This window comes from Aurantibacter aestuarii, assembly GCF_003008425.1.
Classification (GTDB): Bacteria; Bacteroidota; Bacteroidia; order Flavobacteriales; family Flavobacteriaceae; genus Aurantibacter; species Aurantibacter aestuarii.
The window spans coordinates 1,103,564-1,123,671 of sequence record NZ_PXOQ01000007.1 but is presented as its reverse complement, the minus strand read 5'-3'; the positions used below and the strand labels follow the sequence as shown (position 1 = coordinate 1,123,671).

At 32.8% G+C, this 20,108-nt stretch carries 21 protein-coding genes; 8 read left to right on the top strand and 13 right to left on the bottom strand.

Features of this window, described 5'->3' with window-relative positions; translation table 11 throughout:
• Positions 1-29 precede the first annotated feature (29 nt).
• Positions 30-1,940 carry an ABC-F family ATP-binding cassette domain-containing protein gene (locus C7H52_RS06190; protein WP_106463002.1) on the bottom strand — a complete coding sequence of 637 codons (1,911 nt, stop codon included), beginning with the start codon at positions 1,938-1,940 and terminating at the stop codon, positions 30-32.
• A gap of 99 nt (positions 1,941-2,039) precedes the next feature.
• Here C7H52_RS06190 and C7H52_RS06185 point away from each other — a divergent pair, with 99 nt between their 5' ends.
• A complete protein-coding gene (locus tag C7H52_RS06185; protein WP_106463001.1) occupies positions 2,040-2,432 on the top strand; it encodes a DUF983 domain-containing protein in 393 nt (130 codons plus the stop codon).
• Between the two features lie 3 nt (positions 2,433-2,435).
• On the opposite strand, the gene C7H52_RS06180 is transcribed toward C7H52_RS06185, so the two are convergent.
• On the bottom strand, positions 2,436-3,491 hold the full coding sequence (locus tag C7H52_RS06180) for an NAD(P)/FAD-dependent oxidoreductase (protein ID WP_106463000.1): 1,056 nt from the start codon (positions 3,489-3,491) through the stop codon (positions 2,436-2,438).
• 143 nt (positions 3,492-3,634) lie between these two features.
• Positions 3,635-5,329 (bottom strand): lysine--tRNA ligase, encoded by a 1,695-nt coding sequence (gene lysS, locus C7H52_RS06175; RefSeq protein ID WP_106462999.1) that lies wholly within the window; start codon positions 5,327-5,329, stop codon positions 3,635-3,637.
• A gap of 100 nt (positions 5,330-5,429) precedes the next feature.
• Between lysS and C7H52_RS06170 the strand changes: the two genes are divergently transcribed.
• The 4 genes from C7H52_RS06170 to C7H52_RS06155 are packed head-to-tail and all read left to right on the top strand — an operon-like array spanning position 5,430 to position 7,379.
• Positions 5,430-5,588 carry a YqaE/Pmp3 family membrane protein gene (locus C7H52_RS06170; protein ID WP_106462998.1) on the top strand — a complete coding sequence of 53 codons (159 nt, stop codon included), beginning with the start codon at positions 5,430-5,432 and terminating at the stop codon, positions 5,586-5,588.
• Between the two features lie 28 nt (positions 5,589-5,616).
• Entirely contained in the window at positions 5,617-6,429 is an 813-nt protein-coding gene (locus C7H52_RS06165; RefSeq protein WP_106462997.1) for a hypothetical protein, read from the top strand.
• 3 nt (positions 6,430-6,432) lie between these two features.
• Positions 6,433-7,143 carry a lipoyl(octanoyl) transferase LipB gene (gene lipB / locus C7H52_RS06160; RefSeq protein ID WP_106462996.1) on the top strand — a complete coding sequence of 237 codons (711 nt, stop codon included), beginning with the start codon at positions 6,433-6,435 and terminating at the stop codon, positions 7,141-7,143.
• Positions 7,143-7,379 carry a VF530 family protein gene (locus C7H52_RS06155; RefSeq protein ID WP_106462995.1) on the top strand — a complete coding sequence of 79 codons (237 nt, stop codon included), beginning with the start codon at positions 7,143-7,145 and terminating at the stop codon, positions 7,377-7,379. Before lipB ends, C7H52_RS06155 begins: the two co-directional genes overlap by 1 nt.
• A gap of 28 nt (positions 7,380-7,407) precedes the next feature.
• Here the strand turns inward: C7H52_RS06155 and C7H52_RS06150 are convergent, their stop codons facing one another.
• From C7H52_RS06150 to C7H52_RS06110, 10 genes are all read right to left on the bottom strand, one after another.
• Positions 7,408-7,749 carry an EF-hand domain-containing protein gene (locus C7H52_RS06150; protein ID WP_106462994.1) on the bottom strand — a complete coding sequence of 114 codons (342 nt, stop codon included), beginning with the start codon at positions 7,747-7,749 and terminating at the stop codon, positions 7,408-7,410.
• A 428-nt stretch (positions 7,750-8,177) separates the two neighbouring features.
• Complete coding sequence (locus tag C7H52_RS06145; RefSeq protein WP_106462993.1) at positions 8,178-8,630, bottom strand: tRNA (cytidine(34)-2'-O)-methyltransferase; 453 nt, start codon at positions 8,628-8,630, stop codon at positions 8,178-8,180.
• A 68-nt stretch (positions 8,631-8,698) separates the two neighbouring features.
• Positions 8,699-8,842: a hypothetical protein gene (locus C7H52_RS13425; RefSeq protein WP_181256210.1), complete on the bottom strand. Its 144-nt coding sequence runs from the start codon at positions 8,840-8,842 to the stop codon at positions 8,699-8,701.
• 95 nt (positions 8,843-8,937) lie between these two features.
• Positions 8,938-9,705 carry a tryptophan synthase subunit alpha gene (trpA, locus tag C7H52_RS06140; protein ID WP_106462992.1) on the bottom strand — a complete coding sequence of 256 codons (768 nt, stop codon included), beginning with the start codon at positions 9,703-9,705 and terminating at the stop codon, positions 8,938-8,940.
• Between the two features lie 293 nt (positions 9,706-9,998).
• On the bottom strand, positions 9,999-11,180 hold the full coding sequence (trpB, locus tag C7H52_RS06135) for a tryptophan synthase subunit beta (RefSeq protein WP_106462991.1): 1,182 nt from the start codon (positions 11,178-11,180) through the stop codon (positions 9,999-10,001).
• A complete protein-coding gene (locus tag C7H52_RS06130; RefSeq protein ID WP_106462990.1) occupies positions 11,170-11,814 on the bottom strand; it encodes a phosphoribosylanthranilate isomerase in 645 nt (214 codons plus the stop codon). Before C7H52_RS06130 ends, trpB begins: the two co-directional genes overlap by 11 nt.
• Positions 11,815-11,910: 96 nt before the next feature.
• Positions 11,911-12,696 (bottom strand): indole-3-glycerol phosphate synthase TrpC, encoded by a 786-nt coding sequence (gene trpC, locus C7H52_RS06125; RefSeq protein WP_106462989.1) that lies wholly within the window; start codon positions 12,694-12,696, stop codon positions 11,911-11,913.
• Between the two features lie 78 nt (positions 12,697-12,774).
• A complete protein-coding gene (gene trpD / locus C7H52_RS06120) occupies positions 12,775-13,767 on the bottom strand; it encodes an anthranilate phosphoribosyltransferase (RefSeq protein WP_106462988.1) in 993 nt (330 codons plus the stop codon).
• A 148-nt stretch (positions 13,768-13,915) separates the two neighbouring features.
• On the bottom strand, positions 13,916-14,482 hold the full coding sequence (locus C7H52_RS06115; protein ID WP_106462987.1) for an anthranilate synthase component II: 567 nt from the start codon (positions 14,480-14,482) through the stop codon (positions 13,916-13,918).
• A gap of 235 nt (positions 14,483-14,717) precedes the next feature.
• A complete protein-coding gene (locus C7H52_RS06110) occupies positions 14,718-16,112 on the bottom strand; it encodes an anthranilate synthase component I family protein (protein ID WP_106462986.1) in 1,395 nt (464 codons plus the stop codon).
• 316 nt (positions 16,113-16,428) lie between these two features.
• Between C7H52_RS06110 and C7H52_RS06105 the strand changes: the two genes are divergently transcribed.
• From C7H52_RS06105 to C7H52_RS06095, 3 genes are all read left to right on the top strand, one after another.
• The gene (locus tag C7H52_RS06105) at positions 16,429-16,737 is read left to right on the top strand and encodes a rhodanese-like domain-containing protein (protein ID WP_106462985.1); all 309 of its coding nucleotides are present in this window, start codon (positions 16,429-16,431) and stop codon (positions 16,735-16,737) included.
• 1 nt (position 16,738) lies between these two features.
• Positions 16,739-17,104: a rhodanese-like domain-containing protein gene (locus C7H52_RS06100; protein ID WP_106462984.1), complete on the top strand. Its 366-nt coding sequence runs from the start codon at positions 16,739-16,741 to the stop codon at positions 17,102-17,104.
• Between the two features lie 110 nt (positions 17,105-17,214).
• Positions 17,215-20,055, top strand: a complete 2,841-nt coding sequence (locus tag C7H52_RS06095) for a trypsin-like peptidase domain-containing protein (RefSeq protein ID WP_106462983.1) — start codon at positions 17,215-17,217, stop codon at positions 20,053-20,055.
• The last annotated feature ends 53 nt before the right edge of the window (positions 20,056-20,108 follow it).

The following is a 20,108-nucleotide window of genomic DNA, read 5'->3' as shown; positions in this document are numbered from 1 at the left end:
ACGTTAAAGAAACCTTAATATTTAAAGACTTAGTCTTCCAGTTCCATTAAGGCCAAAGTAATTTCTTCCCAAGAAGCCATTAGTGCTTCCAAGTCTTTTTTCTTGGCTTGATAGCTGTCAAAAAAATCGGGTCTGGAAACCACCTCATCATAATTGGTTGCCAATTCTACATCAATTTCTTTAATTTCTTTTTCAAGTTGATTGATTTTAGACTCGGTATTGCTTAATTTATTATTTAAAGATTTAAGCTTTTTCTGGTCTTCGTAAGATTGCTTGTTTTTTTCTTTTGGTGTTTCCTTTATAACGGTTCGTTTTTCAACTTCACGAAGGTTCTCCACATTACGTTGTTCCAAATAAAAATCGATATCACCTAAGTATTCCTTAATGTTATTATCCTTAAACTCATAAACTGTTTGTGTTAATCCCTGAAGAAAATCACGATCGTGAGACACTAAAATTAAAGTCCCTTCAAAACGCTGTAAGGCATCTTTTAATACATTTTTTGATTTAATATCTAAGTGATTGGTTGGCTCATCCATAACCAACACATTAAATGGCTGAAGCATTAGTTTTGCTAAAGCCAAGCGGTTACGTTCTCCTCCCGAAAGTACACGCACGTATTTTTCGGCTTCGTCACCTCTAAATAAAAATGACCCTAAAATATCACGAACTTTACTTCTATTGGTTTCATTTGCGGCGTCAATCATCGTATCTAAAACGGTTTTAGAACCATCTAAATATTCAGCTTGATTTTGAGCGAAATAACCTATTTGCACATTATGACCAAGTTTTAGTTCACCTTCATAATCCAAATCGCCCACCAAAATTTTAGCTAATGTTGATTTCCCTTGTCCATTTTGCCCCACAAACGCGGTTTTAATGTCGCGTTCTATCATTAAATCTACTTTAGACAGCACCGTTTTTTTTCCATAGCTTTTAGATACGCCTTCAGCCTCTACCACAACTTTTCCTGGAGTTACCGAGATAGGAAAATTTAAAGTCATGACACTATTATCGTCCTCATCGACTTCTATACGGTCTATTTTATCTAGTTTTTTTATAAGCGACTGTGCCATAGTTGCTTTACTGGCTTTGGCACGAAACTTCTCAATAAGTTTTTCGGTTTGTTCTATTTGTTTTTGCTGATTTTTTTGAGAAGCCAATTGCTGCTCGCGTAACTCTTCACGCAACACTAAATATTTAGAATAAGGTTTTGGATAATCGTAAATTCGCCCCAAAGAAATCTCTATAGTACGGTTAGTTACATTATCTAAAAACATTTTATCGTGAGATACTATGGCTACCGCTCCAGAATAGTTTTTTAGAAACCCTTCTAACCAAATGATACTTTCTATATCTAAGTGGTTGGTTGGCTCATCGAGTAATAATAAGTCGTTATTTTGAAGTAACAGTTTTGCCAGCTCAATACGCATACGCCATCCACCTGAAAAAGTATCCGTCAATTTATCGAAATCTTCACGTTTAAAACCTAAACCTTGTAAAATCTTTTCGGTTTCACCTTGGTAGTTGTAACCACCTAAAATTTCATATTGGTGCTGAAAGTCGTTTAAATCTATCATTAACTGATTATAGCTTTCGCTATCATAATCGGTTCGTTCTGCCAATTGTGTATTAATTTCAGCTAACTGCTTTTCTAAAGCTTTAATTTCAGTAAATGCCTGATAAGATTCTTCTAGAACCGTTCGACCTAAAACAAAGTCGATATCTTGTTTTAGAAACCCAATTTTTAGTTCTTTATCGCCAGCAATTTGCCCCGTATCGGGTTCCAGTTCTTTCGACAGAATTTTTAGCATGGTCGATTTCCCTGCCCCATTTTTACCAATTAAACCTACTCTATCACCAGGCACTAATTTAAAGGTAATATCCTCGAACAAATATTCGCCCTGAAATGAAATAGATAAATTATGAATGTTTAACATAATAAAGGTGACTTTTGTTACCTAATAGCATTTTGATATTATGTAACTTTGTAATGGTTAAAAACTTAGTATTTAAGTTTGCAAAAGTACATAAATTATATGTTTAAAAAAGGGTCTAAAGTTTACGGAATTATAAAAGGGGTTTGCCCTAAATGTCATAACGAATCCATGTATAAAAATCCAAACCCTTATGCGGTAACTCAACTTTTTGAAATGCATGAGCGTTGTAGCCACTGTAACACCAAATACAAAATTGAACCTTCTTTTTTTTATGGCTCTATGTATGTAAGTTATGGCGTTGGAATTGCGTTTGCTGTGGCTGCTTTTGTAATTAGCTACTTGTTTTTAAATTCTACATTAACTACCGCATTTATAGTAATTGTTGCCACTATGATTGTATTGTATCCTATTATTATAAGATTATCAAGAAATATTTGGATTAACTTATTTATGAGTTATGATAAAAATTTAGACAAAACTAATAAAGCTTAAACTCTAAACATATTTATACTTCTTAAACCGATGAATCCATATCTCTTGGTCTATTTTTTTACCATGCTCGATATGGTCAAATAAGGCTTTAGCGACGAAAGGCGCAATCATAACACCACGCGTACCTAAACCGTTTAATACGTAATGGTTTTTAAACTCTAAATGTTCGCCCACAAAAGGTCTTCGGTCTACAGTAGTTGGTCTAATTCCTGCGGATTGCTTTACCACTTCAAAATTACAAGTTATAATCGATTTTAATTTTTCCAGCAATTCAGTTTTAGCTTCTTCGGTTGGTAAATTGGTTTTGTCGCTCCAGTTATAGGTAGATCCTACCCTATATAGGTCCTCTCCTAATGGAATTAAAAACACACTAGATTTTACGACTTCGTTTAAATTTAAATCGGGTGCTTTGATAGTTAACAATTCTCCTTTGGTTCCGTTTAATGGTAAATAATTAAAAAACGGATTGTGATTTAAACCATAACCTTCTGCAAATACTATCTGTTTGGCAGTTATGTCTTTATATTGAACAGTTTGTCCATCAGATTCTAATTTTTCATATTGAAAAGCTTCTTCTATTAAAATCTCTTTTTGTTTTAAATCTTTTTTATAAGCTGAAATTAATGCTTTAGTATCTATTCGACCCGTTTGAAGCACTTCACCATATCCTAAATCTGCATTAATTGAGTTATTGTTATTTTTTATTAAGGTTGTAGACAAATAATGTTCTAAACGCGGCTGGTCCGAAGCTGTGAACCAATCATTTTGCTCTTCAAGATTTTTAAATAAGCGATGTACAGGTACTTTATAGTCGAATGTTTGCTGTAAGTCCTTTTCAATTTTTGCATAAAGCGGTAACGCCAATTTTAATTGTTCTTCGCTTTTCCAAACCGCCGTAAAACGTTTTAAAACCACCGGATTATAAAGTCCACCAGCAACAGTTGAAGCTTGTTGTGAATCATTATCAAAAACCACAAACGATTTATGATGCGTTTTTAACTGCTCACAGAATGCTATTCCCGCTAAACCGCAACCAACAATAATGTAATCTACATTCATAACATGTAAAGGTAATAAGTTTATAGCGTTTTGAAATAGAATAATTGTATGTTTTGTAGGATTTGTTTTTAGAATAGAAAAAGGAATTACGATAAGTAATTCCTTTTTTTTAACATGAGATTCCTGCCTGCGCAGGAATTTATTTAAATGACCTCCACGAACAACCCTTCATCTGTTTTTTCAACTTTTGCAACGTTGTTTTTGGTTAATTCTTTAATGGTTTTATCCCATTTTTTATTGCTTAAACCAGATGCTGTTTTTAAAACATCTAATTCTGTTTGACCAGATTTTTTAAGCATTTCTAATACTGCTTTCGCATCTTCACTAATTTGTAATGGTTTTTTCTCTGGTCGCATTTGCGGGAAAAATAAGACTTCTTGTATAGACGGATTGTTTGTTAAATACATGATTAAACGGTCCATTCCTATTCCCATACCAGATGTTGGAGGCATCCCATATTCTAGCGCTCTTAAAAAATCGTGGTCTATAAATTCAGTAGCCTCATCGTCTCCTTTTTGAGCTAATTTTAATTGGTGCTCGAAACGCTCACGTTGATCTATAGGATCATTCAATTCTGAATAAGCATTGGCAATTTCCTTACCGCAAACCATCAATTCAAAACGTTCGGTTAATTCTGGATTATCTCTATGCTCTTTACAAAGTGGCGACATTTCTTTTGGATAGTCGGTAATAAAAGTTGGCTGAATGTAGTTTCCTTCGCATTTTTCGCCAAAAATTTCATCTATTAACTTTCCTTTACCCATAGTTTCATCTACAGCAATATGCATATCTTTAGCTGCCTGACGAATTTCATCTTCTGTTTTTCCTGTAATATCAAATCCAGTAAATTCTTTAATAGAATCTGCCATAGTAATACGCTTATACGGCGCTTTAAAACTAACTTTATGTTCTCCAAAAGTTACATCGGCAGTTCCGTTAACAGCAATTGCGCAATATTCTAATAAACGCTCACAAAAATCCATCATCCAGTTGTAGTCTTTATACGCTACATAAATTTCCATTGCTGTAAATTCTGGATTATGTGTTCTGTCCATCCCTTCATTACGGAAATTTTTAGAAAACTCGTAAACCCCATCAAATCCGCCAACAATTAAGCGTTTTAAGTATAACTCGTTAGCAATACGCATATATAACGGTATATCTAAACTGTTATGATGTGTTATAAATGGACGTGCTGCTGCACCACCAGGAATAGGTTGTAAAATAGGTGTTTCAACTTCAAAATATCCTGCAGTGTTAAAAAAGTCACGCATGGCGTTAAATAACTTCGTACGCTTTACAAAAACGTCTTTGACTTTAGGGTTAACCACTAAATCCACATAACGCTGTCTGTATCTTGCTTCAGGATCTGTAAAAGCATCATGTACTTTTCCATCTGCATCTTCACGTGGTTGTGGTAAGGGCTTTAAAGCTTTACTTAACAAGGTAAATTCTTTAACTAAAACCGTTTTTTCACCAACCTTAGTGGTAAATAATTCTCCTGTTAAACCAATAAAATCACCTATATCTAATAATTTTTTATAAACGGTATTGTATTTGGTTTTATCGTCTCCTGGACAAATTTCATCTCTATTAAAATATACTTGTATGCGACCTTCACTATCTTGAAGTTCTGCAAAACTTGCATTTCCCTGAATACGACGTGTCATTAAACGACCAGCAATAGTAACCTGTTTTCCTTCTTCAAACTGCTCTTTAACCTGTTTGGAAGTATCTTTTACTGGAAATAAATCGGCTGGATAAGGATTGATCCCCAAAACTCTTAATTGCTTTAATTTTTCTCGTCTTACTAATTCAACTTCAGATAATTGCGACATGTGTTAAAAATAAAAATTTAAATAAGAGGCAAAGATAGTATTTTGTAACATATTTAAGCTTTTGTAGACCAACAATTGTTCAACATCAAACAAACCCCTTATGAGTTTTTGGCGCGTCATTCTATCTATAATTTGTCCACCTTTAGCCGTTTTAGATAAAGGCTGTGGTTCTATATTAATTGTTTTTATTTTATGGTGCTTGGGTTGGATTCCCGGAGTTATTGCTGCACTCATCATATTAAATAATCCCAATAGATAATTGTATCTTTGTATTTTACGATGTATTTATGAAAAAAATTCAACTTCTATTTGGCATTTTAGTAATTGTATTAATGTCTAGCTGTAGTTTTACTGAAGAAATTACTATAAAACCAGATGGTTCTGGAGAGTTTATTATGAGTTATGACATGTCTACCATGTTAAGAACTATTCAAGAAGCCGAAGGAAAAAAAAGAGATCCTAATAAAAAAATGAGCGCTCCAGTAGATAGTGTATTATATTACAACGATTTAATTGTTGGAAAACAAGACAGCATCTCAAAATTACCTCTTGAAGAACAAGAGAAAATTAAAAAACTAAAAGACATCATTTTAAAAATAAAAATGAATGAAGCCACCAATGAAATGATTATGGGTTTTGGCTCCACATTTACAACAATTGAAGATTTGCCTAATGCTTTAGAACGCATTAACTCAGCAAAAGCTATTAGTAATAAAGACAATCCGCAGTACGACAAAATAAATGAAAGTGCGATTGCAAAATCTTCTGAAGGTGCTTTAGAACATGTTACTTTCACTTACAAAAACAATACGTTTTCAAGAATTTATACCGCTCCTGAAAACGATGAAGAAAAAGAGCAAACCACCACAGATATTGAAGATGTTAATGCCGAAATTTCTGAAATGGGTGACGCGTTTAAAGAAGCTTTTGATTTAATGACTTATAATATCGTTTATCATTTTCCAAAAAAAATAACCTCTACTACTCACAAAGATGCTGTTATAAGTGAAGATGGCAAAACACTAACCTTAAAATTAAAGTTTTTAGAATTAATAGAAAACCCTGACATCTCTAGTCTTAATGTTTTTTTAGAACAATAAAATTTGAATAAAACAATTTACATAAAAGATTTAGGATCTAAAGATTTTAAAGAGACCTGGGATTATCAGGAAGCTGTTTTTAAATCTATTTTAGACACTAAAATAAAAAACAGAAGAGAAAATGCGGGTTTAGAAACCTCAAATTATTTCTTTTTTGTAGAGCATCCTCATGTATATACTTTAGGTAAAAGTGGCGATCTTTCTAATTTATTATTAAGCGAAGCACAGCTAGCCGAAAAAGGTGCTACATTTTATAAAATAAATCGTGGTGGTGACATTACTTATCATGGACCAGGACAAATTGTGGGCTATCCTATTTTAGATTTGGATAATTTTTTTACAGATATCCATAAGTACCTTCGGTTTTTAGAAGAAGTGATTATTTTAACTTTAAATGACTATGGTTTGAAAGCCACCAGAAGCGAAGGAGAAACTGGTGTCTGGCTAGATGTAGGCACGCCATTTGCTCGAAAAATTTGTGCTATGGGCGTAAGAGCAAGTCGCTGGGTTACTATGCATGGTTTTGCTTTAAACGTAAATTCTAATCTGGGCTATTTTGATAACATTATCCCATGTGGTATTAGAGGGAAAGCTGTAGCGTCTTTAAATGTTGAATTAGGCGTGGAAAGCGTTGACGAAGAAGATGTAAAAGCCAAATTATTAAAACATTTTGCGACACTTTTTGAAGCAGAATTTAAATCTCTAAACGCTTAATGACTCAGCCAAACAATCCGCTTCATGGTATTAAATTAGCCGATATGCTAACAGAATTACATGAATTTTATGGCTGGGAATACCTTGGATTAGAACTTAATTTAAATTGTTTTAAAAACAATCCAACATTAAAATCTAGTTTAAAATTTTTAAGACGGACACCTTGGGCTCGAACCAAAGTTGAAAATTTTTATCTACGCTATCTAAAAAGCAAAAAAGCATCACATAAATTGTGATGCTTTTTTTATAAAATTAAGATTTAGACTATTCGTCGTCTTCATCATTCATTTCTTCTTTTGCTTTTTTAGCCTGACGCTTCATTTTTTGCTTTTCCATTTTAGCCATAGCCTTTTTAAGCTCGTCCATAGATAAAGATTTGTTGCCATCTGCATCCATTTTAGCAAAACGCTTCTCTACCATCTCTTCTTTAGTCTCATTTTTCATTTTTTTATTTTTCCATTCTTCTAATGATATTTCACCATTATTATCGGCATCGATTTTTTTAAATACCTTTTCTGGAGATGGTTTTTTCTTTTCTTGAGCGTTAGCAAATGTCATAGCAGATAAAGCCAAAGCAAAAATTCCAAATTTTAATACGTTTTTCATCTTTATAAGTTTTTTAATTAAGTTTTACCTTTTGTTATATCAATAAGACATTAAATGTAATAAAAGGTTTAATATAAAAATTTATTATTTTTAAAATAAACTTGAAATCTTTTATAACTCATAAAAGAGTCCGTTTGTGATATTTACACTTCTTAATTATATTAGCATTTGAAAAATATTTGATGTAGGTGATATTTTATTCAGGTTTATTTAAAATTAAGAGATTTTCATGAAAAAAAACAAATCAATTTTAATTGCATTTTTCACCATATTATATTTTTATATAATTGATGCGGACTTTAATTCAGTACCAGTAAAAATTTTTGTTTTATTTCCTTCAAGCATAATTTTGTTATGTAATTTATATAAAGCTTTAAAAAGAACACTTTAAATAAAAAGACTTAACAATTAAATTAGGCAGGTTATATCTACCTAATTTTTTTTAATCCTTCATAAACGCAAATAGCAACAGCGTTGGCTAAATTTAAACTTCTAATTTCTTTACTATATAATGGAATTTTAAATAAATGTTCGGATTGACTTTGAATGAGTTCTTTTGGTAGTCCCACAGATTCTTTTCCAAATATTAAGAACAAATCATCTTCATATTGAATATCCCAGTGGTGCTTTGTCCCGTGACTGGAAAGAAATACCATTTTTTCATCTTTATTTTTAGCAAAAAACGCTTCGGTGTTTTCGTAATAAATGACATTAAGATGTTGCCAGTAATCTAAACCTGCACGTTTTAAACGTTTATCGCTTAATTCGAAACCGAAAGGTTTCACCAAATGAAGATTGCTTCCAGAAGCCAATGCCAGTCTTCCTATGTTTCCGGTATTGTTTGGAATTTCAGGTTCTATTAAAACAATATTTAAAGCCATATTTTTTATATAAAAAAGCCTAAATTACTTAATAATTTAGGCTTTTTCTAGATTGAGGCAAAAAAAGATTAGCTTTTATTTTGCTGCTTTTTTATAGTTGCCTTATCTATATCAAATTTGTTTGTTTCTTGGTTAACGTTTGCTGTAGGGTTGGTTGGATTGGTTTGTTCTACTTTCGTTTTAAACTTTTTATTATCTTTTATAGTTCCCATAATTTTTCTTTTTATTGTTTACTCTAAATTACAAATAAACTTATAGAATTATCAGAAAACCATCTTAAAATCAGCACCTTATCTGTTAAACTTTGTTAAGCCTTTAGAATAGATTTTGTAAATGCATCTATTTTAATTGCTCCATGCTGTGTTAAGTGTTTAATAAAAGCGGAACCTATAATTGCGCCTTTAGCATGTTTAGTGGCCTGAGTAAATGTATCGTGATCCTTAATACCAAAACCTACAATTTGCGGGTTATTTAAATTTAATTCTGCTATACGCTTAAAATAATCGGTTTGCTCGTTACCAAAACCAGAACCACTACCTGTTACACTTGCACTACTTACCATATAAATAAAGCCATTTGAAATGGAATCTATAAAATGAATACGCTCATTGCTGGTTTGTGGCGTAATTAAAAACACGTTAATTAATCCATATTTTTCAAAAGTAGCTTTGTATTGTTCATTATACACATCTACCGGTAAATCCGGAATAATTAATCCGTCTACACCAATCTCCTGACATTTTTTACAAAAAGCTTCAACGCCATATTGTAACATTGGGTTAAAATAGCCCATAATGATTAATGGAATTGTAACCGTTTTTCTAATATCTTTTAATTGATCAAACAAAACTTCGGTTGTCATACCATTTTTTAATGCTGCTGTAGAACTTTCTTGAATGGTTGGTCCGTCTGCCAAAGGATCGCTAAATGGCAAGCCAATTTCTATCATATCTACACCATTTTTTTCTAGGTTTTCTATAATGGAAACTGTATCATCCAAGTTTGGATAACCTGCAGAAAAATATATGGATAATAGTTTTTTGTTTTCTTGTAATTTTTGGTTAATTCTGTTCATTTTATTTGTTGTTCCTGTCTTAAAAAACAAGATTAGGAATCTATTTTAGTTTTATTTAATACTGAATAAACAAGTTGAGATTAACGTTTTTTCAATTTTCGTCAACCTGAACTTGTTTCAGGTTCTTATTAAGTATTTTAGTTTCTAAATTTGCAGTCTTCTCTTTTACTAAATTTAATGTCCAATCTTTAAGCCAAATTTTAAAAGCTTTTCTCATGAAATGGCTTGATAAAACGATATGTTTCATTTGATTTCATAATTTGTTGAGATGCTGAAACAAGTTCAGCATGACGCTATAATTTGAAATAATCAATATAATTCTGTAAATCTTTATCGCCACGACCAGATAAATTAACAATAACAATATCGTCTGGTTTAAATGTCTTTTGTTCAAAAACGGCTAAAGAATGTGAGGTTTCTATAGCTGGAATAATGCCTTCTAATGCACTTAATTCCAACCCAGAACTCATCGCTTCATCATCTGTTATTGCCACAAATTCTGCACGACCAGTTTTGTATAAATGAGCATGCATAGGACCAACTCCAGGATAATCCAACCCTGCCGAAATAGAATATGGTTCTGTAATTTGTCCGTCTTTGGTTTGCATTAATAAGGTTTTACTTCCGTGAATAATACCTTCTTTACCTAAAACAGATGTAGCAGCACTTTCTCCAGAATGAACTCCTTTACCTGCAGCTTCTACTGCAATAAGTTTTACATCGGTATCTTCCAAATAATGATAATAGGCACCTGCTGCATTACTACCGCCACCCACACAAGCAATAACATAATCCGGCTTTTCTGTACCTTCTTTTTCTTTTAATTGCCATTTAATTTCTTCGGAAACTACCGCCTGAAAACGCGCTACCATATCTGGATATGGATGCGGTCCTACAACGCTACCAATAATATAATGTGTATCTACCGGGTTATTAATCCAATCTCTAATAGCCTCATTAGTAGCATCTTTTAACGTTTTACTACCTGAGGTTGCAGGCACTACTTTAGCGCCAAGCATTTTCATACGCGCCACATTAGGAGCTTGTCTGGCAATATCAATTTCTCCCATATACACAATACACTCCATACCCATAAGCGCACAAACAGTTGCTGTGGCAACACCATGTTGTCCTGCACCAGTTTCAGCTATAATTCGGGTTTTACCTAAGCGCTGTGCCATTAGTATTTGACCGATGGTATTATTGACCTTATGTGCTCCGGTATGATTTAAATCTTCCCGTTTTAAGTAGATTTTCGTGTTGTATTTTTCGCTTAAGCGTTTGGCGAAATATAAAGGTGACGGGCGACCGACATAATCTTTTAATAATTGATCAAATTCTTCTTTAAAAGAAGGCTCTGCCATAATCTTTAAGTAATTCTGACGAAGTTCTTCTACATTTGGATAGAGCATTTCTGGAATATAAGCCCCGCCAAACTCGCCATAATAGCCTTTATCGTTTATATTATAAGTCATGGTTTTGATAACCGTTTTTAATTAACATGTTTTTAAATGCCTTCACTTTTGTAATGTCTTTAAATCCAGGGACAGATTCGAATTTACTGTTTATATCTAAAGTACAACACAATCTAGATTCTGGGCGTTTTAGAAATAATAATAAATCGTCCATGTTTTCCATACCTAAACCTCCGCTTAAAAAGTATGGTGTTTTTAAATTGTATTTCTTTAATAAATTCCAATTAAAGGTATAGCCATTTCCACCTGGTTCTTTTCCTTTAGTGTCAAATAAGAAATAATCACAAAATTCCTGATATGGTTCTACCACTTTAAAATCGAATTGATTTTTCATTGAAAACACCTTAATCACTAAAACATCGTATGCTTTTAACTGCTCGCAGAATTCTGGAGATTCGTCGCCATGTAACTGAACGCCTTGTAATTGATGTTGTTCAATTTTTGAAACCACAAAGTTTAAAGTGGCATTTACAAATACACCTATTTTTTGAATGCCATCTGGCAACTCTGGAATTTCATCGTTAAAATTTCTTGGTGACTTTTCATAAAAAATGAAGCCCATATAATTTGGTTGAAGATCTGCAACATCTAAGATGTTGTTCTCTTGTTTCATTCCGCATACTTTTAGTTTCATAGTTTTTATTATTTAAGGTCTTTTCGTTTTGTTATAGGTTTTAAATGATTTTAACCTGGTAATTTTTACTGAATACTGCCAACTACCTACAAAGGACTATTTACTTAATTCAGAAATAAAATCTGAAGCACTTTGTCCTGCATTATCGGTTTTCATAAAATTTTCTCCAATTAAAAATCCTTTATACCCAAATGGTTGTAAAGTCTTAATTGCTTCAATACTGCTAATACCACTTTCAGACACCTTTACAAAGTCGCTTGGTATATGCTCACTTATTTGTTTGCTGGTATCTAAGCTCACTTCAAAAGTTTTTAAATTTCTATTATTTACACCTAACATATCCAAACTTGGCATAATCGATTTTTGCAATTCTTCTAAATTATGAACTTCTAAAAGAACATCTAATTTTAAACTTTTTGCAAATTCTGAAAATGTTTTAATTTCTTCTTTTGTTAAAATTGCTGCAATTAATAAAATAACGTCAGCACCATAAGCTTTCGCCTCTAGAATCTGATAGGTGTCTATTATAAACTCCTTACGCAACAAAGGTAAGTTACAACTGGCTCTTGCGGTAAGTAAATCGTCTAAACTTCCGCCAAAGTATTTTCCATCGGTCAAAACAGACATTCCACTTACTCCTGCTTTTTCATAACCTTTAGCCACATCAAAAACATTTAAATTATGATTAATAACTTGCTTTGATGGCGACCTACGTTTATGCTCTGCAATAATTCCAGTATCACTTTCTCTTAAGTTTTGGGCTAACGATACAGTTTCACGCTCAAATAAAATGGATTGCTCCAATTGTTTGGTTGGAATTAACGCCTTGCGCAAATTAACTTCTATGCGTTTATCGTTTACTATTTTTGTTAATATATCCATGATTCAGTCTTCAGTCTTCAGTCTTCAGCACTCAGTTGCAATTTGACCGCTAACTGTGTACTGTTTACTGCCGACTACTTATTTACTTAATTCTATTAATTTTTCTAAACTCTGTTTTGCTCTTCCACTTTCTAAACTTTGTTTAGCTAATTCAAAACCATCTTTATGTGAAATGTTGTTTACAGTTGCAATAGCTAAACCAGCATTAGCACACACCACATTATTCTGCGCTTCTGTACCTTGCCCTGAAATAATGTTTTTAAATATGTTTGCTGAAGATTCTACAGAATCTCCTCCAAATATGTCGGATTGTTGTATTTGTTTTAAACCTAAGTCTGAAGGTTCTAACATAACTTCAGAACTATTGGTAATAATTTTAGTTTTTCCGGTTAATGAGATTTCATCATAACCATCTAAAGCGTGAACAATACTGTAATTTTTATCTGTATTCTGGTACAAATACCCATACAAACGTTGTAATTCTAAATTAAAAACACCAACCATTTGATTTTTTGGAAATGCAGGATTTACCATAGGTCCCAACATATTAAAAAATGTTTTTACACCAAGTTCTCTTCGGATTGGCGCCACATTTTTCATAGCTGGGTGAAAAAGTGGTGCATGCATGACACAAATACCAGCTTTATCTATAGTGTTCTTTAAAACATCTATATTATTAGTGAATTTTACACCTAAAGCTTCCATAACGTTTGATGACCCTGATGCTGACGACACTCCATAATTACCATGTTTTGCAACTTTTACACCTGCACCTGCCGTAATAAACGAGGCTAAGGTTGATATATTAAAGGTATCTTTTCCATCGCCTCCTGTACCACATAAATCGATTGCGTTAAACTCTGAAATATCTACAGGGATACACAGGTCTAAAAGCGCATCTCTAAAACCCTGAAGTTCCTCCAAGGTAATGTTACGCATCATGTAAACGGTTAAAAATGAGGCTATCTGACTTTGATTATATTGTCCTTCTGAAATATTAACTAAGACATTTCTGGCTTCTTCTGCCGAAATACTTTCTTGATTTATAAGTCTATTTAATATCTGTTTCATTATTTTGCTGTTAGCTTTTGGCAGTATGTCTTTGGCTTTTTAATTAATTTGAACTCTTACTTATTTCATAATAACAATTACTTTAAATTGGTTTATTATTAATTTTTAGAAAGACATTCTTGCAATAGCACATTTTCAAATTTTTACATTAACTGTTTACCCAATTCTCTAAAATTTGTTTTCCATTTGGGGTTAAAACACTTTCTGGATGGTATTGAACGCCACGTACATCATAAATTTTATGACGTAAAGACATGATTTGCCCATTACTGTCTATTGAAGTAGCCTCTAATTCTTCTGGTAAATCTGGATGCACAACCCAAGAATGGTAACGTCCAACTTCAATAGTTTTATCCATGTTTTTGAATAAGATTTCATCCTCAACAATCACTTCGGTTGATGTGGCCACACCATGATATACTTCTTCCAAGTTTATGAGTGTCCCTCCAAAAACTTCACCAATAGCTTGTTGCCCTAAACAAATACCTAAGATACTTTTTGTAGAGGCATATTGTTTAATAATGGCTTTTAAAAGTCCTGCTTCGTCAGGAATACCTGGTCCTGGCGATAGTAGGATTTTTTGGTAAGTGTCCACTTCGTCTAAAGTTAATTTATCGTTTCTTATTACGGTTACTTCACAATCTAAATCTTCCAAATAATGGACTAAATTGTAGGTAAAACTATCGTAATTATCTATAACTAATACTTTTGTCATTTTTTCTATATCTAACACTTTCCTAAGGAAAGAAAACTATTATTTTATCTAAATTATTATGCTTTTGATTACTTCTCGATACGAATTCTCCTATCGTCGAATTCACTCGAAGTGACAAACTTTTTTACTTTTAAACTTAAAACTTGCGTTAAGGATTAAGGCGGTATCCTTTTTTATGGGGTAAACCTAAAAAAGATATAGCCGGAAGCCTGACCCTTGTGGTAACGCCATAAATTTAAATATCTTTTGCTAAATCTATAGCTTTAGTTAATGCGCCTAATTTGTTATAGACTTCTTGTAACTCACTTTCCGGACTGGATTTTGAGACAATACCTGCTCCTGCCTGCCAATGTAACTGGTGGTCTTTACTTAAAAATGTTCTAATCATTATAGCATGATTGTAATTACCTTTAAAATCCATAAACCCTATAGCTCCACCATAAAATGCGCGATTTGTTTTTTCATACTTTTCTATAAGCTGCATAGCTTTATGTTTTGGCGCTCCACTTAAGGTACCCGCTGGAAAGGTATCTGCCACGACCTGCATAGTTGGTGTGTTTGCATGTACTTTTCCTGTTACTTTACTTACCAAATGGATGACATGAGAGAAAAATTGCGCTTCGCGATAGGTTTCTACCTTGACATTGCTGCCATGACGACTTAAATCGTTTCGTGCTAAATCCACCAACATGACGTGTTCTGCATTTTCTTTTTGGTCTGAGGCTAATTTTTTAGCAAGCTCAGCATCTTTTTCATCGTTTCCTGTTCGTTTAAAGGTTCCTGCAATGGGATGAATTTCGGCAATACCTTTACTAACGACCAATTGCGCTTCAGGCGAACTTCCAAAAATCTTAAAATTGCCATAATCGAAATAAAACAAATACGGCGATGGATTAATACTTCTTAAAGCGCGATACACGTTAAACTCGTCACCTTTAAATTCTTGACTAAATTTTTTCGACAACACCAATTGAAATACATCGCCACGTGCACAATGTTTTTTAGCTTGTTCTACATGAGATTTATACTCGGCATCACTTAAATTAGATTGAATCTCTGCACTAGTTTCAAAATTATAAGTGGCAAAGTTTTTAGATTTAATAAGTTGAAAGACCTCTTCTACATTACTTTCTCCTTGATAGGTATGAGAAAAAATATAGGCTTCATTTTTAAAGTGATTAATGGCAATAATGTTTTGATAAACCGCATATTGCATGTCTGGAATTGTAATAGAGTTGGCTTTTTTTGAGATAGAGATATCTTCAAAATATCTTACAGCATCATAAGCGGTATAGCCAAAAATACCATTATTTATAAATTTAAAATCCTGACTATCATCTGCTTTAAAACGCTGGGTAAACTCCTGAATTTGCGCTGTAACATTGTCTGCACTTACCGTAGTTGTACTATGATCTGGGAAATTTTGAGTAACCTCTTCGTTTTCCACTTTAATAGTCGCTATCGGGTTAAAGCATATATAAGAGAAACTATTATCGTTAGCATGATAATCGCTACTTTCTAATAATATACTATTAGGAAATTTATCGCGTATTTTTAAATAGATACTTACTGGCGTAATGGTGTCTGCAAGTATTTTTTTAAAATGTGTTTTTAATTGAAATGTTTTCATTTTCTCTGATTTTATTTCAGATTAGTTTTAAATATAGAACCTTTATTTCTTTTTAAATTGTAAAACAAAAAAGGCTTATCGTGAAAGATAAGCCTTATATATAGTATACAATGGTTTTACTCACGAATCGTTAGTTTCGAAAGTTCCACCACCAGTTATTTAAAAAAATGTTCTTCATAGTTAGTGACAAATATACTGACGATTGGTTCGGTTTTCAAATTTTTTCGAAAGAAAAAATCAAAATTGTATGTTTTTTAACATTTTGGTATAATTAATGTATTTTTGCAATCATTAAAAATGAAATAAAAATATCACGATGGATTTAAGTCAAAACGAGTGGGCTGAAAAGTTAAACAACACAGAAAATGCAGTTATTTTAGATGTAAGAACTGAAGATGAAGTAAATGAAGGGTTTATTCCTAATGCCAAAAATATAGATATACATAAAGGACAAGGTTTTATAGACGATGTGGAGACTTTAGATAAAACAAAAACCTATTTTGTGTATTGTCGCTCCGGAGCCAGAAGTGCTCAGGCATGTGCTGTAATGAATCAGATTGGATTTAAAAACACTTACAATCTATTAGGTGGTTTTATGGAATGGAAAGGTAAAACGACAGTTTAAAATGAAATATTATATCTATTCTGTTATTTGCATTACTTTAATTTCTTGTTCGAATCTATCTAAAGGTGAAATTCACTTGGTCTCGCAAGATGAGGTAGAAGTAATTCTAAAAAGAGATAATGTACAACTGTTAGATGTTAGAACTAAAGAAGAATTTATAGCGGGTTCTATATACGACGCACAAAATATAGATTTTTTTGATGAAGATTTTGACACAAAAGTATTGGAATTAGATAAGTCTAAACCTGTGATTTTGTTTTGTCAAAAAGGTGGACGAAGTGCTAAGTGTGCTAAAAAAATGAAAGATTTAGGGTTTACTAAAATTTATGATTTAGATGGTGGTTATTCTAAATGGATAAGTAACTAGTATTGATTGCTAAGCAATTATAAAAACCGAAACATGTGTTTCGGTTTTTTTTTATTCATCTTTTTAGTTATTTTTAACAAAATTTTAATAAATCCCAAACCTATTAATTTATGAAACTAAAATTACTTTTTACTTGTTTAATTGCTTTTTCAGTGCATTTAGCCATCTCACAAAATGGACAAAAACGCTTACAGATTGCAGATGAATTTGCTATTAATATTTCTGTCACTAAAGATTATATTAAGAAATCGTCTGGTAAAGTATTCTCTAAAACCTTCACCAACAAAGGTTCTGCCTACATCAAACTACATATTACCGATTTTGATTTAGCAAAAGGAGATTTCCTAAAAATATATAACCCAACAACTAAAGAAGAATATATCTATTCTGAAAAAGGAAAAATTGTTGGTGCTAACCAAGAAATGATTAGTGAATTTTGGACTGGAACGTTATGGGGAGACACCATAGTTTTACAATTGTTTAAAACTTCTAATACATCATCAAACTATGGATTTAATATAGACAGAGTAGCCTACGGTCATACTCCAGAAAAAATTAATGCGGCTTTTGAAAAATTAGATAATGCCTTATACCAGCAAAGTATTTGTAGTGCAGACGATAAAGAAGCTATTGTTTGTTATGATGGAACAGAGATGGGACGAAAAGCAGAAGCTGTTTGCCGTTTATTAATTGGCGGTGGCGGTTTATGTACCGGTTGGTTATTAGGTTGTGATGGAAGTGTCATGACAAATAACCACTGTATTGGAAGCGCAGCTGATGCAAACAACACTGACTTTTTATTTAATTTTCAGTACAATTCTTGCACGGGAACTGTAGATGAAGCATCTGACCTAGTGGCTACTTCTGCAGCATTTGTGCAAACAGACGCAACTTTAGACTTTACTTTAGTAACCTTACCAGTTAATCCTGTACCAACTTACGGCTATTTAAGTTTATCATCTGTTCCTGTAACTACAGGAGAGCGTATTTATATTCCACAGCATCCAGGAGGACGACGCAAAGAAATTGCAGTAGTTTCTGATGTTGATCCAGATCCAAATGGGTTTGCAAGAATATCTAGTGCAGGTACTGGCGCTCCAGGCTCAAGAGTAGAATACCAAGCCGATACTGAAGGCGGAAGTTCAGGATCTCCTGTAATTAGATTTGCAGACCATTTAGTAGTTGCTATTCATAATACAGGTGGTTGTGATAATGGTTCTTATGGAAGAAGTGATCAATTAATTGCAGCAATAGGTGCAAATATGCCAAATTGTGGTGTTGACGATAATAACCCAGACGCGCCATATGTAAATGCCGTAAGCTATTCTCAGCCTATTAACGAAAGTACTGATTGTAGTTTTCAAGATATCACTTTAGAAATTAGAATTGCTCAACCTGCTTCGCAAAATGCCGATGTTACATTAAGTGTTACTGGTGGCACAGCTACAAATAATGAAGACTTTGAATTATTAAGTAATGCTGTGACCTTTTTAGCTAACGATGGAACAAATCAAAACGTTACTTTAAGAGTTTATAATGACTCATTTGTTGAAGGTAATGAAACCATTGAAATTTCTTTAGCTCTTAATGCTAATGGTGGAGACGCTCAATTAGGAACTCAATCGACTTACAACCTTACTATAATTGATGATGATTACACACCAAACAATACAACATTTACTTTATTTAGTAATGATTTTGAAGGTGATTTATCTGCTTTTACAGTAACTAGTGGTGCTGCTACTGGAGATGATTTTGCCATAGGCAATGCTACAACTGCATCTTCACAATATTTTGATGCTTCTGGAAACGCTACAAATTTTGTGTATGTAAATGACGATAATTGTAATTGTGATATGAGTTCTGAACGTATTGCTATAACTTCCACGTTTGATTTCACAAACTACATTGGTGCAAGTTTAAATTTTGATTATAACTATGAAGATGATAATGGTACGTATAACAACGATTTATTTGTTCAGGCTTCTACAGATAATGGAGCAACCTGGACCACTGTAGGTGGAGAACTACCTGTTACAGGGTGGACTAGTCATGCTGTAGATTTATCGGCTTACGCAGGACAAAACAATGTTTTAATTTCTTTTTTCTATACAGATACTACAAACTGGGGTTACGGTGCTGCTATAGATAACTTAAGCGTAACTGCTCAAGGTAACGCAAATATACAAACCACTGTAAATACAGGTAATTCTACAACTACAAGTTTAACAAACTCTGGTACTATACATCTATTTGATGCCGTTTCAGGACATGTAATGTCTACTTTAAGTAACAACTCTGGGTTTGATTATGGCTGTGTAACTACAACACTTACCAGAGCTGGTACAAGTGCACAAATTTATAATGGTGGGTCTGCCCAATCTTTGGTCATGGATAAATCATTCTATATAGTTTCAGACAACGCAACAACAAGTGGAAATAACACCATTACTTTTTACTTTACAGAAGCTGAAATTGCTGGATGGGAAACTGCTGTTGCCAATGCTGGAGGCACCGAAACTAGAGCCGATTTATTTGCTATAAGAGATTCTAATTCTGGACCTCAAAGCATTTTACCTGCTGTAGATATTGTACCATTAACCGTTGGTGCTTTTGGTAATCATGTGACTTTAACAGGAGATTTTACGGGTATTCAAGGTGCTTATCAATTTGGAACACAAAATACGCTAAGTGTAGAAGAAAATGAATTGAGTCAAAATTTTAATGTTTTTCCAAACCCAGTTAAAGACGAACTATTTATTAGAACTGAAAATGGAAAACTACCAACTCAATTATACATTACAAATATGTTAGGTCAACGTATTTTTTCAAAATCAATTAATTCCAAAAATGATTTAAATCTAAATGTATCTGGCTTATCCAATGGCATGTATTTCTTAAGCTTAAAATCAAATCAAAGTAATCAAACTATTAAGTTTCTAAAGAAATAGTTTAATTAATTAACCAAACCACTAAAGGCTAAAACGATTGTTTTAGCCTTTTT

Bases quoted from the DNA above. Each gene is read 5' to 3' on its own strand.
- C7H52_RS06110 (WP_106462986.1), bottom strand. From the start codon at position 16,112: ATGAAAACATTTCAATTAAAAACACATTTTAAAAAAATACTTGCAGAC.
- C7H52_RS06115 (WP_106462987.1), bottom strand. From the start codon at position 14,482: ATGACAAAAGTATTAGTTATAGATAATTACGATAGTTTTACCTACAAT.
- C7H52_RS13425 (WP_181256210.1), bottom strand. From the start codon at position 8,842: ATGGGAACTATAAAAGATAATAAAAAGTTTAAAACGAAAGTAGAACAA.
- C7H52_RS06145 (WP_106462993.1), bottom strand. From the start codon at position 8,630: ATGGCTTTAAATATTGTTTTAATAGAACCTGAAATTCCAAACAATACC.
- C7H52_RS06130 (WP_106462990.1), bottom strand. From the start codon at position 11,814: ATGAAACTAAAAGTATGCGGAATGAAACAAGAGAACAACATCTTAGAT.
- trpA (WP_106462992.1), bottom strand. From the start codon at position 9,705: ATGAACAGAATTAACCAAAAATTACAAGAAAACAAAAAACTATTATCC.
- trpD (WP_106462988.1), bottom strand. From the start codon at position 13,767: ATGAAACAGATATTAAATAGACTTATAAATCAAGAAAGTATTTCGGCA.
- C7H52_RS06105 (WP_106462985.1), top strand. From the start codon at position 16,429: ATGGATTTAAGTCAAAACGAGTGGGCTGAAAAGTTAAACAACACAGAA.
- C7H52_RS06190 (WP_106463002.1), bottom strand. From the start codon at position 1,940: ATGTTAAACATTCATAATTTATCTATTTCATTTCAGGGCGAATATTTG.
- C7H52_RS06185 (WP_106463001.1), top strand. From the start codon at position 2,040: ATGTTTAAAAAAGGGTCTAAAGTTTACGGAATTATAAAAGGGGTTTGC.
- C7H52_RS06150 (WP_106462994.1), bottom strand. From the start codon at position 7,749: ATGAAAAACGTATTAAAATTTGGAATTTTTGCTTTGGCTTTATCTGCT.
- C7H52_RS06170 (WP_106462998.1), top strand. From the start codon at position 5,430: ATGAGTTTTTGGCGCGTCATTCTATCTATAATTTGTCCACCTTTAGCC.
- C7H52_RS06095 (WP_106462983.1), top strand. From the start codon at position 17,215: ATGAAACTAAAATTACTTTTTACTTGTTTAATTGCTTTTTCAGTGCAT.
- C7H52_RS06100 (WP_106462984.1), top strand. From the start codon at position 16,739: ATGAAATATTATATCTATTCTGTTATTTGCATTACTTTAATTTCTTGT.
- C7H52_RS06165 (WP_106462997.1), top strand. From the start codon at position 5,617: ATGAAAAAAATTCAACTTCTATTTGGCATTTTAGTAATTGTATTAATG.
- trpB (WP_106462991.1), bottom strand. From the start codon at position 11,180: ATGACTTATAATATAAACGATAAAGGCTATTATGGCGAGTTTGGCGGG.
- C7H52_RS06155 (WP_106462995.1), top strand. From the start codon at position 7,143: ATGACTCAGCCAAACAATCCGCTTCATGGTATTAAATTAGCCGATATG.
- trpC (WP_106462989.1), bottom strand. From the start codon at position 12,696: ATGGATATATTAACAAAAATAGTAAACGATAAACGCATAGAAGTTAAT.
- lysS (WP_106462999.1), bottom strand. From the start codon at position 5,329: ATGTCGCAATTATCTGAAGTTGAATTAGTAAGACGAGAAAAATTAAAG.
- C7H52_RS06180 (WP_106463000.1), bottom strand. From the start codon at position 3,491: ATGAATGTAGATTACATTATTGTTGGTTGCGGTTTAGCGGGAATAGCA.